14 protein-coding genes and 1 tRNA gene are annotated in these 14,420 nt (G+C 35.3%); 5 read left to right on the forward strand and 10 right to left on the reverse strand.

Annotation, left to right across the window (positions count from 1 at the left end; all coding sequences use genetic code 11):
* Nucleotide 1: 1 nt before the first annotated feature.
* The gene (cas9, locus tag AC59HC_RS16560; protein ID WP_227941779.1) at nt 2–4,324 is read right to left on the reverse strand and encodes a type II CRISPR RNA-guided endonuclease Cas9; all 4,323 of its coding nucleotides are present in this window, start codon (nt 4,322–4,324) and stop codon (nt 2–4) included.
* 401 nt (nt 4,325–4,725) lie between these two features.
* On the opposite strand from cas9, the gene AC59HC_RS16565 reads away from it, so the two are divergent.
* Together AC59HC_RS16565 and AC59HC_RS16570 are read left to right on the forward strand one after the other, a co-directional pair.
* Nucleotides 4,726–4,998 carry a helix-turn-helix domain-containing protein gene (locus AC59HC_RS16565; protein WP_227941663.1) on the forward strand — a complete coding sequence of 91 codons (273 nt, stop codon included), beginning with the start codon at nt 4,726–4,728 and terminating at the stop codon, nt 4,996–4,998.
* The gene (locus AC59HC_RS16570; RefSeq protein ID WP_227941664.1) at nt 4,985–5,287 is read left to right on the forward strand and encodes a hypothetical protein; all 303 of its coding nucleotides are present in this window, start codon (nt 4,985–4,987) and stop codon (nt 5,285–5,287) included. The genes AC59HC_RS16565 and AC59HC_RS16570 overlap by 14 nt, the downstream gene beginning before the upstream one ends.
* A gap of 51 nt (nt 5,288–5,338) precedes the next feature.
* Here AC59HC_RS16570 and AC59HC_RS16575 read toward each other — a convergent pair whose 3' ends face one another.
* Complete coding sequence (locus AC59HC_RS16575) at nt 5,339–6,712, reverse strand: site-specific integrase (RefSeq protein ID WP_227941665.1); 1,374 nt, start codon at nt 6,710–6,712, stop codon at nt 5,339–5,341.
* 294 nt (nt 6,713–7,006) lie between these two features.
* Nucleotides 7,007–7,091, reverse strand: a tRNA-Ser gene (locus tag AC59HC_RS16580).
* A gap of 283 nt (nt 7,092–7,374) precedes the next feature.
* Here AC59HC_RS16580 and AC59HC_RS16585 point away from each other — a divergent pair.
* Entirely contained in the window at nt 7,375–7,752 is a 378-nt protein-coding gene (locus AC59HC_RS16585; RefSeq protein WP_343644247.1) for a helix-turn-helix domain-containing protein, read from the forward strand.
* Nucleotides 7,753–7,821: 69 nt separating this feature from the next.
* Here AC59HC_RS16585 and AC59HC_RS16590 read toward each other — a convergent pair whose 3' ends face one another.
* From AC59HC_RS16590 to holA, 3 genes are all read right to left on the reverse strand, one after another.
* Nucleotides 7,822–8,034: a hypothetical protein gene (locus AC59HC_RS16590; RefSeq protein WP_062670628.1), complete on the reverse strand. Its 213-nt coding sequence runs from the start codon at nt 8,032–8,034 to the stop codon at nt 7,822–7,824.
* 524 nt (nt 8,035–8,558) lie between these two features.
* Nucleotides 8,559–9,503 (reverse strand): thioredoxin-disulfide reductase, encoded by a 945-nt coding sequence (gene trxB, locus AC59HC_RS16595; protein ID WP_120230632.1) that lies wholly within the window; start codon nt 9,501–9,503, stop codon nt 8,559–8,561.
* A 268-nt stretch (nt 9,504–9,771) separates the two neighbouring features.
* Nucleotides 9,772–10,809: a DNA polymerase III subunit delta gene (gene holA / locus AC59HC_RS16600; RefSeq protein ID WP_202843799.1), complete on the reverse strand. Its 1,038-nt coding sequence runs from the start codon at nt 10,807–10,809 to the stop codon at nt 9,772–9,774.
* 7 nt (nt 10,810–10,816) lie between these two features.
* Between holA and AC59HC_RS16605 the strand changes: the two genes are divergently transcribed.
* Both AC59HC_RS16605 and AC59HC_RS16610 read left to right on the forward strand, forming a co-directional pair.
* Entirely contained in the window at nt 10,817–11,248 is a 432-nt protein-coding gene (locus tag AC59HC_RS16605) for a type I restriction enzyme HsdR N-terminal domain-containing protein (protein WP_062670636.1), read from the forward strand.
* A gap of 202 nt (nt 11,249–11,450) precedes the next feature.
* A complete protein-coding gene (locus AC59HC_RS16610; protein ID WP_202843800.1) occupies nt 11,451–12,194 on the forward strand; it encodes a dienelactone hydrolase family protein in 744 nt (247 codons plus the stop codon).
* A gap of 58 nt (nt 12,195–12,252) precedes the next feature.
* On the opposite strand, the gene AC59HC_RS16615 is transcribed toward AC59HC_RS16610, so the two are convergent.
* From AC59HC_RS16615 to AC59HC_RS16630, 4 genes are all read right to left on the reverse strand, one after another.
* Nucleotides 12,253–12,633 carry a PEGA domain-containing protein gene (locus AC59HC_RS16615; RefSeq protein WP_202843801.1) on the reverse strand — a complete coding sequence of 127 codons (381 nt, stop codon included), beginning with the start codon at nt 12,631–12,633 and terminating at the stop codon, nt 12,253–12,255.
* 242 nt (nt 12,634–12,875) lie between these two features.
* Nucleotides 12,876–13,247: a cupin domain-containing protein gene (locus AC59HC_RS16620; RefSeq protein WP_079241244.1), complete on the reverse strand. Its 372-nt coding sequence runs from the start codon at nt 13,245–13,247 to the stop codon at nt 12,876–12,878.
* Nucleotides 13,244–13,771 (reverse strand): GNAT family N-acetyltransferase, encoded by a 528-nt coding sequence (locus AC59HC_RS16625; RefSeq protein ID WP_288442471.1) that lies wholly within the window; start codon nt 13,769–13,771, stop codon nt 13,244–13,246. The genes AC59HC_RS16620 and AC59HC_RS16625 overlap by 4 nt, the downstream gene beginning before the upstream one ends.
* Nucleotides 13,772–13,774: 3 nt before the next feature.
* Nucleotides 13,775–14,377, reverse strand: coding sequence for a DUF2911 domain-containing protein (locus AC59HC_RS16630; RefSeq protein ID WP_062670647.1), 603 nt, complete (start codon nt 14,375–14,377; stop codon nt 13,775–13,777).
* Nucleotides 14,378–14,420: the final 43 nt, after the last annotated feature.

The raw sequence follows: 14,420 nt of genomic DNA on the forward strand, positions 1-14,420 counted from the left end.
ATTATATCTTTGCAATGTTCCCTAAACGGTCGACTTTAAGTTTTACACAGTTTTCTTTTATCATAATGGGCTTGGCGTTTTTATCAAACATACAACTCCCATCATAGAAATTCTGCATTCTCTCACCTTTACTATTTGTACCATTTTCATTTTTTATTATTTCTGTCGCATTTGCGTAAGGAATAAAATGTCCCTCACCTCCTGTACAACTAACAAATTTATATATCCTTTTAACTTGTTCATCAGAAAGGCTTTCAAAATCGATATTTGTCATATTACCCCGCTCATCATCAGATAGAATATAAACCAAATCATTCGGGCATAAATAGAAATCATTTGTACTTCTTAAGTCAACCACAGGTAAACCTTGCTTTTGCCTTTCAATCACCTCATTCAAAGGAATGGTTTCATAGCTTCTCTTGCCGTTTTTATCTTCGTACACTCCAAAAAACAAATTGGTTCCTTTTGCGGCTTCTACGTATTTATCTTTTTTATTTCCGGATTGTCCTACCTGAAATTTACTACCCAGTTCAAAAACCCTTACTTTGTTGATGGGCTGATGAGGTTTACCATCATTATACTTCTCAATACTTTTATTCAAATCTTCAATTCCTTCGGGTGAAAAAGCCAATTCCGTATTTCCGTCTTTATGCATTATATAATTTTTGAGAATTTTTTGAATCCCTGTATCAGTAATGGAGCCTATTGATTTTAAATCGAATGAAGCGTCAAGGCTTTTCCTTGTTGCTGTTAAAATTTTTCCTTTTGGGACTTTTACCCAAGGTAAATCTACTTTACCGGAAACCGTATCTTTATGCATTGGTTTTCTAATCGCCCAATTTATTCCCTTTTGCTTTATTCTTGTCTTATTTCTTACACCATCTTTCTCTACATATTTTTCGTAATAATTCGTTGCTTTATTAATGACCCTAAGGTTTTGTTTAAAACTTACAATAACCGTTTCCAAATTATGCATAGCATCAACAGTAAAATTTTTCCAGGGTTTTAAAAATTGTTTTGGCACTTCTCTTTCGATCTTCTCCCCTGTTTGCGTATGGAAATAAACAACTCTTTCAAACTTCATTAATTTCTTTTTCAAATCATAGCGTTTGGTTTCCGATTTTGCCGATTGATTATTTAATAAATTTACGTGATCCTTTGTAGCACAAGCAATTACCAAAGCGTCTAGAGCATGATGACGATGGTCGATCCTTTTTTTAGAAAAACCTTTCGAATACTCAATTGGAACGGTCGGCAAAAACTTTTGAAAATTTTCGTTCCAGGCGGTAAAATCCGTCGAATTGGTCAACTGATTCATTCTTTTAAAACGGGGTAAAATCAAGTCATTCCAAACATCATTCAGCCCCCAGTCCTTTTTCAATTGGGTAGTAATTTTTCCATTTCCGGGAACAATGCTTTTAGAATTTACTCCTTCATCCGAACCATCTTCTAAGCGAACAATATTAGAAAGTATACCGGAAATATATTTACTGATATAACGAGTATCATTGATCTGACGTTCAATCATTTTTTCAGGAATATCTTCTAAAAGAAGTTTATTTCTTTTACTTCGGTTATTGGCGTAGTGCTTCTTAACAAAATCTTCGTATTGATCAATATCAAAAACCTTCACGCTTTTACCCAAACCAAGTTCAATAATAGTTCCTCCAAACTGCTTAATAAATCCAAGTCCGATATAATTATCCTTCAATTTGTTAACTGCCGATTCACAAATAATTTTATTACTAAAACTATCATCAAAGTATCGACTTTGTGGGATAATATGTTCAATTTCATATTCTGGCGTAAACAATTTATTTAGTGGAATCATTTGCCCGGTATAAGGCGATTTGTATTTCTGTTCCAGCCAAAGTTTATACCGTTTTAAATCTGAAGGAGAAGGTTGCGCCGTTTTGCTTATTTTTAAATATTCATCTTCAATTTCAATGCCTGAATTTAAAACACCGTCCTCATAAATTTTCAGAATTTCTTGTTGCTGGGGTGAAAACGGACGAACATTTTCTACAGCATGATCATTCATCATTTCAGCTAATAGAGCTTTGATGCGGAGATTCGTATTTTCATTTTCAATAATTTGGCTCGTAAGTTTCTTTCTATCTTCAGCCGGAAGTTTCATTTCCCTTCCCAACTCTATATGAATTTCATTGAAGAAGTCTTTTGCTCCTTTTCCGTATTTTAGCCAAATATCTTTCACAACACGTAAAGTCTCAGTAATGACCTGCTCTACAATTGGATTGCGAAGCGAGTGGTGTTTAAAATCTTTTAAAAATTCTTCCAAATCATCAGCTGAATTCCATTTCGCTGTTATTGATGCTTCCGAATGTCTTCCATATACAATATATTGAGCCAGCCACAATTGTAAACCCTGGAAATCATTTTCATTCGTAAGATGGACTGCCTTTTCTCTTACCTTATCTTTTATATTTTCATCATATTCTCCATTAATGATCTTCTTAATCCTGTCTTTTGAAGACTGATCAATATTGGCATAATCCCAATATTTGCCCAATCGCATTATAGGCAACAATTTCTTAATTGCTTTTTCCGAATAGGAACCATATTCGCTTTTAAATGGTGGAAATTTTCTGAAAGCCTCGAAAAAAGAACTTTCGTCTAGATGATGTTTTGATGCAAAGGTTTTTAAGGCTTTTTCGTATTCTATTTTATCATTGACAGAATAGATAATATGCCAAATCTGTTGTTCGATTTCCCTGGTCAGAAAATCATCGGAAATATTTTCTACTTTTTCCAATCGAGTTGAAATCATCGTCTTCGTTTCATTGCAGGGGTATTTTTTATCCTCTACAAAATTCCAACGATGTGTTTTCTCATTGAGCTTAAAATGTTTCAATAGAGCTTTTTGATCAATTTCTTTTCTGTTATTTAAAAACTCAAACAGATTTTCGATATCCTGGGTAGTGGTTAAAAATTCTTTGATAACGTTTTCATCATTATCTTTTTTATATAGATTAAGATTAAAAATCCATTGCCAGAGACGAAACTCCTGATAATATGGATTCGATTTTGGAATGGCTTTTAAATATTGTGTATGTTCTGCTCCATTTTCATCTTTGTATTTTCTGAATTCCAAAGTACAGTTGGAAATAGAAGACTTCTGGCTTCTCAACGGTCTTTGGTAGAAAACAATATCCTCCATAAAAAGATGTACAAAATCTTTTTTACTTAAAGTCAGTTGATGGGCTTCATTATTTCTGTACAACTCGCGAATACAACTATTATATAAATCATCATTTTGTAATTCCTGATGGAACTGCTTTTGCTTTTCTAATATCTGCCTGAGTTCTTCTTTATAGAATTTTCTTTCAATCGTACGAACTAGTTTCCCTTTGATTTTTTGTTTGGGATTATTAAGGAGAGTTTCGTAAATATATATTCCAACGGTTTTATGAGACTGCTCGATTTCCTGCTCTGTTTTCTTCTTTACCAAAGTCCAATCGTTCTCACCCGGTGCCCGGAAACTTCTTTTTTCATTTCCGTCTTTGTCTGTTTTAACACTTCCATCATCATTCAAATCAGTTGTTACAATAAAATCTCTTGTTTTATCTTTCCAATCAAACAACGATATTTTACTTGCCCTTCTGTAAATCCATCCATTTTCTAAAACCAAAGAATACCATATATCTGATTTGCTTTTTTGTGGCTCATCTGCTAGAACATCCACAACTTTTAAAGAATAAAATTCAACAATTTTATTAGGATTTTCTTCCTCTTCTTCCCCACGCAATTGATAATATCCACGTTTTTGGTTAAAATTCAAAAGAATCCAGGCCAACTCCTCTTTTTCAATTTTTTGAGAAAGTGCCTTTTTACGGAGATAATAAATCGTCCAGTCGTACGGTATTTTTAAATCCTGTCCGTTCGTTTTAAAATCTTCAAGCATCTCGTTGAAAGAGTTTTGGAACAGAAATGAAAAATGTCCTTCAATATTTTTCCAGGCCAATTTTGGTTCAGTTTCAACTTTGAACTTCCCAAATCGTTTTTCAAAATCAATCTGTGAAGCATAGTGTTCTGGAAGGGAATTCAAAATGTTTAAAACCCTGTGAAGCCTCTCCCTTCGTAGAAGAAATCGTTCACGTAATCTTCTTACACTTCTGTATTTTGTACGTTCCGCAGTTTGCGAAACAGAATTCCCTTTACCAAAATCGCCCAAAATATCTTGAGACATCGGAATTATCCTGGTCCCCATTCCAAGAATTTCACCTTGTTTGTTTTCAAAATCCTGTTTTACTAAAGCCCACCCAATAGAGTTTGTTCCCAAGTCCAGTCCAAGTATATTTTTCATCGCTATTAATTTTGATACCACATAAAAATAGTAATAAAAAAAATATTCAAATTATGGATTCCCATAAATACAGTTATTTTTTTTCTTTTATATTTGTATCAATAATTTTGAAAGCAATTCACAATAAGGATTATTCCGTTGTGAAAACATTTAGCGCCTCGACTACCTTCGGGGCATTTTTATTAGAATTATCATCTTTAATACATCAAACCTTTAAGATTATTTAAATCTTCAACAAAATGGTTCGAGAATTGTTCTTCCATGACTACTTAAAGCTCACTTTTCTATATTTCCTGCACAGGCAATAAGAAATACAAAGAAAAATTATGCCTGTGACTTCCTCTTTTAGGATATCTGTAAGTCCAAAGTTTAAATTTTGAATTAAATCAAAATTTATAAAAATGGATACAATAACGAAAAATGATTTAACAGCATTGAGAAACCTAATAGTTTCGGATATTGAGAACCTACTAAAATCTAAGCTAGCTAATTCAAGAGAGGATGAAGAATTTGGCTGGATGCGGAGTAAGGTAATTCGCAGAAAACTGAATATTTCTGCTTCGACATTACAAAACCTCAGGATCACTGGCAAAATTCGATTCAAGAAATTATTGGGCTCGTATTATTACAATTGTGAAGACCTTCAACATCTATTTGATTATGAAAAGGAATGATATACAATACTGGTTTGATTTCCTTGATGAAATTCAAAGTGATCCAAAATTGAATGTTTGGCATATTGCTTTGTTAACTGCAATTGCCCGCCTTGCTTGCAAGCAAAATGAAAAATGGATTATCAGAGTGAGCAGGAGGAAGCTTATGGAGTTTTCGCATATCACTACAATAACCAGTTATCATAAATATTTTAAGCAACTTCAGCAGTTTGGATACATTAAATACATTCCATCTTATCATCCAGATTATCGCAGCACAGTAGAAATTCTGTCTATACAGAAAAGCTGAGACAGAAAAACAATCCCCTCAAAACTTTATGCATTGCGGGGATTGTTTCTATTAAATAATAGCCTTTGCCCTAATGAGCATATTTTCAAAAGCATTACATCTCTCAGCAAGAGAAAGCTCTGAATAAGCGTTCCGAGTGTTTTTTAAATCATGGAATTCTTCTTCGAGCTGTTCGAGAAGTTTAGCCAAATCCCTATTGAAATTATTGTTACCTCTTAGCTTGGCTTCAAGATCTTTCATTTCTCTAGCAATTGATTCCTGTTCAGTGATTGCATAATCCTCTGTCTGTTTCACTGAATGATGACCCAGCATTTCTTTAACAACGTGTATTGATACACCGTTGTTTAAAGTAACCGTACTGGCAAAAGTACGTCGTGCTTTATGAGTATTAAGTATTACATTAACATTACATAAAACCGCTATCTCCTTTAGATATTCATTCATTTTCTGATTTGAGCGACCAGGCAGTACGGTGCTTCTTTTTATGCATAATGGATCATCTTTATATTTCGATACAATTTCCAGCGCTTTAGGCAAGAGTGGGATATCAGTGTCAGATTTTGATTTTTGCCTGCTGGACATAATCCAGGCACTTCCATCATTAGCTTCTTTAATATCTTCCCATTTGAGTTGGAAAGCATCTATATAGGACAATCCTGTGTAACACTGAAAAACAAAAATGTCCCGTACTACCGACAACCTTTCTGAGCTAAATTCTTTTTCTTCAATTCGTTTTAGTTCAGCTTTTGTCAGCGGCTTCTTTTTAACCTTGGTTTTCTTTCCAATAAATAGCTTAAACGGATCTTTAGGAATAATTTCTTTTGCAACAGCTCTTAATACTATTTTCTTAAAATTGCTAATATACTTCAATGAAGTATTGTTAGAACATTTCCTTACTGTTTTTAAGTACAAATCATAATCCTTTACAAACTCGTAGTTCAGTGTTCTGAACTCTACGTCTTCTTTATTATATTGATACTTGATAAATTCTTGAACATGGGACCTTGCGGTAATATAACGGTCATGTGTTCCTTTGGCATATTCTGCGGTCTCTACCAATTTACCCATCTCATCATTATGTTCCTGAAATTCTTCAAGCACCTTATTTCTAGGTTTATATTTTCCGTTTACGAAGTTTATAAGATCAATTGAGGTAATGGGAATACCATTATTCATAAGCTCAGTTCTGTGGCTGTTAATCTTAGTCATTAAAGATTCCAGGAAAAGGTTAATAATCTTTGCATCTTCTTTCGTACCCACAGCTTTGCCTTCTTTCTGATCCCATCGGTTGGGATACCATTTTCTTTTCGTAGAGGTTTCTTTTGGAATACCATCTACAGTTATCCGCACATAAATATGGCGGACCTTTTCATTTTTTGAGCTCTTTAAAAAGAAAGTGAGCCCATAGCTTTGTTCTACTAACATAATTCAACATTTTTTAAGGTTATAAATGTCAAACTAAAAGTTCCTCGAATCAAGATGTTTAGATTTGCAACGTGTTCATTACACATTGTTTAAATGCATTTTTACAGCTTTTTAAGTCTGCTTTCTATGGCAATTTTCAATCAATTTAAAAATTGCCACACAATTGCCACAAACTTTTGGAGTATTTTTGAAAATTACAGCAATTGCAATAAATAAAAAATCCTGCAAATCATTGATTTTGCAGGATTTAAATATTTTTTGATGCTTTTTGAAAACTTACGTTTTTGCATCTTGCGGAGAGTGAGGGATTCGAACCCCCGGACCTGTTACAGTCAACAGTTTTCAAGACTGCCGCAATCGACCACTCTGCCAACTCTCCCTAAACTCCGGCTATACCGTTGTTTTCAGTGGTGCAAATATAGAACGATTTTTAATTTCTGCAAAACTTTTCCCACACAAATTTTAACAAAACTTAATAATAGACTAGGAATCAGGGGAATTATTTTTCACTCTTTCGCTAAAGTTTCAATATAAAAATCTAAAACACCCATGTTTTGGGGAATCCCATCATAGAAAGGCTTTTGTATGACAAAACTTACAGCTATATTTACAAACACACATATTTTTCACTACATTTGTAAAAACACAGCCACCCTATGACAATGGAAAAACTAAGAACTTTAAGAAAGCAGAAAGGCTATACTCAGCAGCAGATTGCTGATCTTCTTGCGACCGATGTCTCCAACTACAGCAGAAAAGAAAATGGAGATGTCAGAATATTTGATGATGAATGGGAAAAACTGGCCAAAGCACTAGATGTTTCTGTAGAAGATATTAAAGAGGAGAAAGCTCTTCAAACACAAAATCAGAACTCTACTCTTAATGACAACTCAAGTCTTAATGATAATGCAAGCATTAATTACAATCTTTTTTGTAACGTTCCCAATTACTTATTAGAAAACCAACAGGAATACATTAATCTTCTGAAAGAGCAGATTAAAGCTTTAAAAAAAGAAAATGAAAAACTAAAAAAGGGATAATCACCACCACATAAAGAACAAAACGGCTTCCAATGGAAGCCGTTTTTATTTTATACCTGTAAAAGCTACCTATTCCCTATCAACAATGGAAATAAAACTGTTTTTTAAAAAATCAGACGGATATACAAACTGATCTCCATCTTCTCCCTTTACTACAATTGCGCCCTGTTCATCATTAAGGCATTTGTCCAGCTGGGTTTTCATGTCATTAAGGGCTCCATTGGGAACTTCAATGATATAGGTTCCGGTAACGTGTGTAACTTTTATGATTTTTGTTTCCATTTTGTTTTTGATTATGGGCTAATTTAGGGATTTTACTTTACGCAAAACAAGATGATCATAATAACTTATCTATCACTTTTACTCAATTGTATAGTCGTAACCACCCCGTCAAAAATTCAAAGAATTTTTGCCACCCCTCCGATGGAGGGGAATGTGTACGTCTTCAGTTGTTATATAGGTGGTCATGAGGACTTTGGAAGTATTTCTGGAAAATAAAGCTATTTATCTAATTTCTTATCGAATATTGGGTATGGAGAGATGTTGAATGTTGTAAGCGCAAAGGCGCAAGTAATATTAAAAAAAGACTGTTATAAGGTGCAAAGATTTTATCTCCGATAAAATTGATAACGTATATTCTTTACTGAAAATCTCATATTGAGCGAAGTCGAAATGTTCTTACACCTTAAAATCATACATAAAGTGAAAAAAACCTTTGCGACATTGCGATTACCCAACAAAGCTCAGGTATATAGGAACAAAAAAGCGCACCCTTCGGGTACGCTTTGTATTGTATACACTGAATACTATCCGTGTAATTCAGCTAAATATTTCTCTGCATCCATTGCCGCCATACATCCGCTTCCCGCAGCTGTAATAGCCTGTCTGTAGATATGATCCTGAACATCTCCGGCCGCAAATACCCCCGGAAGATTCGTTCTTGAAGAACCTTTTTCAGTCACGATATATCCGTTTTCATCAAGATCTACCTGACCTGCGAAGATATCCGTATTCGGCTTGTGACCGATGGCGATAAAGATCCCTTCCACATCCACTGTAGATTTCTCCTGAGTCTGATTGTTGATGATTACAGCTCTTTCTACAAGGCTGTTTTCTCCTTCAATCCCGATTAATTCATGGTGGAATTTCACTTCGATATTCGGCGTATTTTCCACTCTGTGAACCATTGCTTTTGAAGCTCTGAAAACATCTTTTCTTACCAACAGCGTTACTTTTTTACAAAGCTTTGCTAGGTATGTAGCCTCTTCAGCAGCTGTATCACCCGCTCCTACTACTACAACATCTTTTCCTCTGTAGAAGAATCCGTCACAAGTAGCACAAGCTGATACACCGCCTCCTGCATATTTTTTCTCATCTTCAAGACCTAAATATTTTGCAGTAGCTCCTGTAGAGATAATAACTGTTTTGGCAAGGATCTCTTTGTTTCCTGCATATAATTTGTGAACACCGCCTGCTTCTTTGGAGAATTCAGCTTTGGTGATCATTTCGTAATGAACTTTGGTATCAAATCTTTCTGCCTGTTTTTGCAGATCCATCATCATTTCAGGACCTGTAATCCCGGCTGGATACCCTGGGAAGTTATCCACTTCAGTAGTGGTTGTTAATTGTCCGCCCGGCTCCAAACCTGTATACAATTCAGGTTTTAAGTCTGCTCTTGCTGCGTAGATAGCAGCTGTGAAACCAGAAGGCCCAGATCCAACGATCACACAATCTAAAATGTTTTGCTCCATAATTTGCTTTGTTCGAAAAGATTTAATTTGAATTAGACCGCTAATTTCGGAATTTTTAATTTCTTTTTAAAGTTATTTTAATGATACTTGTCAATATCTGATATGTTGAATTTCGATGGTAACTGTTGTGGGGTGAATTCCGGGGTTCGGGATTCGAGATTCGGGGTGCGGGTTATTTTGTTACGGAATTTAGATTGGCAGGAAATTTAAAACTTTTTTAATGTCCTTTATCCATCATATCCCGAATTTCACTATCTCGCAACACGCATCACACCTTCATCTTAATCTTATCTACATTGATGATCTTATACACAAGTTCCCGAATCAGCTCAGCTTCTCCCATATTTACCGCTCCGAGCCCTTTACCTTTCATATCGAATTCACGTAAAATAGAAATGACTCTTGTAGCATGTTTCAAAGGGTAAAGTCTGGCACTTTCCGCGTAGTCTTTGATAAAATAAGGATTCACTCCCATCTGTGAAGCAATGGTCTGTGGAGACTGCCCTGCCATGGTTTGGTAAATAATAACGTTTGAAAAATAATTGTAAAGGCTTGCCAGCATCATGACAAAAGGATTATTCTTCGGGTTTTTACCCATAAAATGAGCAATCTTAAAGGCTGCATTGGCATTTTTAGTTCCTAAAGCCTTCTGGAGCTCAAAAATATTATATTCTTTGCTGATCCCGATATGATTTTCAACGATGGTTCCGTCAAGGATTTCACCTTCTTTAAGGATCATCTTCAGCTTGTTCAGCTCGTTGGCAATTCTGGACAGGTCATTTCCCAGATATTCTGCCAGCAGATGGGAAATATTGGGAGCTGTATTGATTTTAAGCTTTACACACTCATCTGAAATCCATTTCGGCAGATTGCTTTCCTTTACAGATTCGCTAAGGAAAAGAACTTTGGCTTTATCTAAAGCTTTGGCAGCCTTTTTTCTGCTATCCAGTTTCTTGTGTTTATGAGCAAAAACCAATACCGTTGAAGGAACGGGATTTTCTACATAGGCTTCCAGAATTCTGTTTTCCTCTTCATTGAATCGTAAATCCTGAGCTTCTTTCACAATAATCACCTGTTTGTCTCCCATCATCGGAAACTGTCTTGCCAGGGAAAGAACTTCCTGATAAGAAGTATCTTTTCCATAAGTAACTGTCTGGTTGAAAGCTTTTTCATCTTCTTCCAAAAAGTTATGTTCAAGAGCCTTTACAGCGACATCAATAAAGTAAGCTTCTTCTCCGTGGAAAAAATAAATAGGTAAAACTTCTTTATTTTTAATATTTTTGAGGATTAAATCTAATTCTTTCATCTTATTAATGGAACTTCCAAAACTGAATTTTCAGGAAACTTTTGATTTTAAATTCAAGAAAGACAAAGATAAGTTTTTTATTTATGATTTGGTCCGCAAAACTTATCTTCTGCTCACTCCTGAGGAATGGGTCAGACAACATTGGGTACATTATTATCTTACTGTAAAATCCTACTCAACATCGGCTCTGATTACCGAAAAAAAGATTATCCTGAATGGTCTTACCAAAAGAATTGACCTTCTGGTTACTGAAAAAACCGAACCCATAATTCTGATTGAATGTAAAGCTCCGCAGATCAAATTAACGGAAAAAACTTTTGAACAGACTGCCCGATACAATTCTATTATCGGTGCCAGGGAAATTATTTTAACAAACGGTTTGCAGCACATTAATGCCTATTATGAAAATGAGCAATACCAGTTTTACAAACCTGAGTAAGGCTTATAACATCAGATAATTTCTGAAAAGTATTAAATAATATTCTATTAATATTCTTTCTGAGTTATTTTTATTAATTTCGATAAGATTTCTTTTCAACACTAATATCACAAATTTTTACACGAGAATTGCACAATTGTTATTGGTTGTATTTGTGAAAAGGATTAGTGTACTAATCTGTATTAAAATTAAATTACAAAATATGATACGTTCCATCTTATTAACTGCAATGATTATGGCTTCAGGAAATCTTTTCAGTCAGAAACTTAAACCTGTTTCCTACCAGGACGGTTCCCAGAAACTTAATGGTCTCATCACTTCCAATGCCGGAAAAAAACTTCCCGGAGTACTGATTCTTCCAGCCTGGAAAGGTATTGACGAAGAAGCTAAAACAGCCGCTATTGAACTCGAAAAGCAAGGGTATATTGCTTTTATTGCTGATATTTACGGTGAAGGGAAAATTCCTGCAGATAACGAATCTGCTGCAAAAAGCTCAGGGTATTACAAACAGAATTATCAGGAGTACCAGAAAAGAATTTCGCTGGCGTTGGAACAACTGAAGAAAAACGGAGCCATTTCTGATAAGGTAGCGGTAATCGGCTACTGTTTCGGAGGTACGGGAGCATTGGAATCCGCAAGAGGTCATCTTCCTGTAGCGGGTGTTGTTTCCATCCACGGAAGTCTGGGCAGAGATCAGAGCAGAAAAAATGAAGCTTTGACGGCCAAAATTCTTGTTGAAAATCCGGCTGATGATAAAAGTGTAACTCCTGAGGATTATAATAACCTCATCAAAGAAATGAATGAAGGAAATGCCGACTGGCAGATTATCACGTATGCCCATTCCAAACATACTTTCACAGATCCGAAATCACCGGATTATAATCCGGCAATGGCTAAAAGAGCATGGAACCACACATTGCTGTTCCTGAAAGAAATTTTGAAATAAACATAAAAAAGGCAAATTCGTGAATCAATGAATTTGCCTTTTTTTTTACCTGAATCAATTATGGTTGAGCCTCCAGCTCAACATCATATTTTTTTGGAGAATATTTGGTAAGAGAACCTGTTGCAGCATCAATTCCCACTCCTATTGCTCCTCCAAGAATAATATTGAGTAAAGTTACGGCATTAAAAGTTTTTGTCAGTTTTACTTCTTTCTTCTCAAATCCTTCTTTTTCAAATGTAACCATTTGCTTACCCAAACCTCTTGGAATTTTGGTTGTACAAGGTGTTGTACATTTTTCAATTCCCTTGTGAAATACTTTTGCCCCTTCAGGGTTTGAAGTAAAAGCTATTGGATCCTGAGTTCCTGTAAAAATGGTTGCACATGAAGTGGTAGAAAGCGCAATACTCAGGGACAGCACAATTGATAATTTGTTTTTCATAGATCTTAGTCGTTCATTTTTTAAGTCCGCGAACTTACAAAATAATTCAAAAATCAGTACTATCAATCAGAACAAATATTTCAAAAAATATAGTATTAACCTATGTTCTCATTACCTGCTTCCTGAAATCTGATCTCAAAAGACTCAATACCATACAATTGCATCGTCTTTTGAAAATTGGGAATAAAAAAAACAAACCCACTGATATGCAGATTTGCTTTTATATTTTTTTAACAGCTTTTTTAGTCTACGCCTTCCTCTTCCCTATGCACCAATTCCATAGAAAATGCAGGAAGGCAGATCGCAAGATATTCACATGGTTCTGAAAACGGATTACTATAACGGATTCTTGCTCCTTTTTCAATAAGGATGCTCTGTCCTTTTTCAAGAACAACAATTTCTCCGTCTATTTCAAATTGCTTTTTTCCTGAAATAATGTAGGTAAATTCATCAAACTCAGGAGTCTGGTGAGGCTCACTCCAATCCGGAGGTGCTACCATATGAGCAATGGAAACAGTAGAATTTCCTGTAGAGTTTCCCCAGTGTTCTTCAATCAGTTTTCCATCTGTTGTAGGAACTACAAATGGTGACTGCTGGATTTTATATTTTTTCATATCCAATCTTCTTTTTTAATTTCATACACGAAATTGGTTCTTGTAGGTTCTGCAAAATAAGCCACTTCTTCTTCAGCAATCTTTTGACCTCCCAGTCTTTCCAAAGCTGTCTGCGAACGGAAATTCTCTTTTCCAATGTGAAAATGAACTTTGTCTACAAACTGGAAGATATAATCCAGCATCAGCTTTTTAACCTTAGGATTAATGCCTTTTCCCCATGATTTTGTTCCGTAGAAAGTATATCCAATGAAAATATGATTGTTCTCTTCATCAAAATCATAATAACGGCTGCTTCCCAATACATCTCCGGTAGCTTTCTCCATAATTTTGAAAGCACCTTTACTCTCCATAGCTCCTGTGAAAAAGTTTTCAAAAACTTCTCTCTTATAACGGTCTTTGTTAGGATGCTGTTCCCAGACTTTAGGATCGGAAGCCACTTCATATAAAGATTCAAAATCCCCTTGCTGTAAGGGGATTAATTGAAATTCTTCATTCTCTAAAACAGGCTGAACAGAAAAATTCATTGCTTAGCCTTTTTTAGTAGAATCTGATTCTATTTTCTTGATTTCTTTCAACTTGTCGGAAATCTTGATGACAGTGTCTAATTTGGACGGTTTCAAAGGAACTTCTGCCTGAGCCATATCCCATTTGATAACCAGGTTTCCTGAGTTTTCATCTGTAGGATTTAAAGTGATTTCAAACCATTCCTGTTTGTCTGTCAGTTTGTTAACCGGTACCGTAACGTCTACTACATCCTGTTTTGGATCGTAAGTATAAGCTCCCCATTGCTGGAAATCTTTATTAAGGATAACTTTCCATTCTTTTTCTGTAGGAACGATGAACAATCCGTATGTTCCTGCAGGCACTGTTTTCCCACCGAAGTTAACGGCCTGTCCGAAAGTAATTTTTGTAGAAGAGTTCGCTCCCGCTCTCCAAACCTGGCCATAAGGAACCAGTTCTCCGAAAATTTTACGTCCCTTCACTCCCGGTCTCCCATAATCAATGGTAATTTTAGACATTGAAAACTGCTGCTCAACCTTCTGGCGCGGACTTGCTGCTGGCACAGAATAATCCTGAGCAAAACTGAATGCTGAAACTGAAATGCAAACTGCTGCTAGTAACTTTTTCACGTGTAAATTTTTGTTTAAAATTACAAAATTCAGAGCGAATTAG

The organism is Chryseobacterium sp. DZ-32, assembly GCF_059587025.1.

Coding starts and splice junctions, on each gene's coding strand:
- AC59HC_RS16610 (WP_202843800.1), top strand. CDS start 11,451: ATGATACGTTCCATCTTATTAACTGCAATGATTATGGCTTCAGGAAAT.
- AC59HC_RS16575 (WP_227941665.1), bottom strand. CDS start 6,712: ATGTTAGTAGAACAAAGCTATGGGCTCACTTTCTTTTTAAAGAGCTCA.
- trxB (WP_120230632.1), bottom strand. CDS start 9,503: ATGGAGCAAAACATTTTAGATTGTGTGATCGTTGGATCTGGGCCTTCT.
- cas9 (WP_227941779.1), bottom strand. CDS start 4,324: ATGAAAAATATACTTGGACTGGACTTGGGAACAAACTCTATTGGGTGG.
- AC59HC_RS16590 (WP_062670628.1), bottom strand. CDS start 8,034: ATGGAAACAAAAATCATAAAAGTTACACACGTTACCGGAACCTATATC.
- AC59HC_RS16615 (WP_202843801.1), bottom strand. CDS start 12,633: ATGAAAAACAAATTATCAATTGTGCTGTCCCTGAGTATTGCGCTTTCT.
- holA (WP_202843799.1), bottom strand. CDS start 10,809: ATGAAAGAATTAGATTTAATCCTCAAAAATATTAAAAATAAAGAAGTT.
- AC59HC_RS16565 (WP_227941663.1), top strand. CDS start 4,726: ATGGATACAATAACGAAAAATGATTTAACAGCATTGAGAAACCTAATA.
- AC59HC_RS16605 (WP_062670636.1), top strand. CDS start 10,817: ATGGAACTTCCAAAACTGAATTTTCAGGAAACTTTTGATTTTAAATTC.
- AC59HC_RS16570 (WP_227941664.1), top strand. CDS start 4,985: ATGAAAAGGAATGATATACAATACTGGTTTGATTTCCTTGATGAAATT.
- AC59HC_RS16625 (WP_288442471.1), bottom strand. CDS start 13,771: ATGAATTTTTCTGTTCAGCCTGTTTTAGAGAATGAAGAATTTCAATTA.
- AC59HC_RS16620 (WP_079241244.1), bottom strand. CDS start 13,247: ATGAAAAAATATAAAATCCAGCAGTCACCATTTGTAGTTCCTACAACA.
- AC59HC_RS16585 (WP_343644247.1), top strand. CDS start 7,375: ATGGAAAAACTAAGAACTTTAAGAAAGCAGAAAGGCTATACTCAGCAG.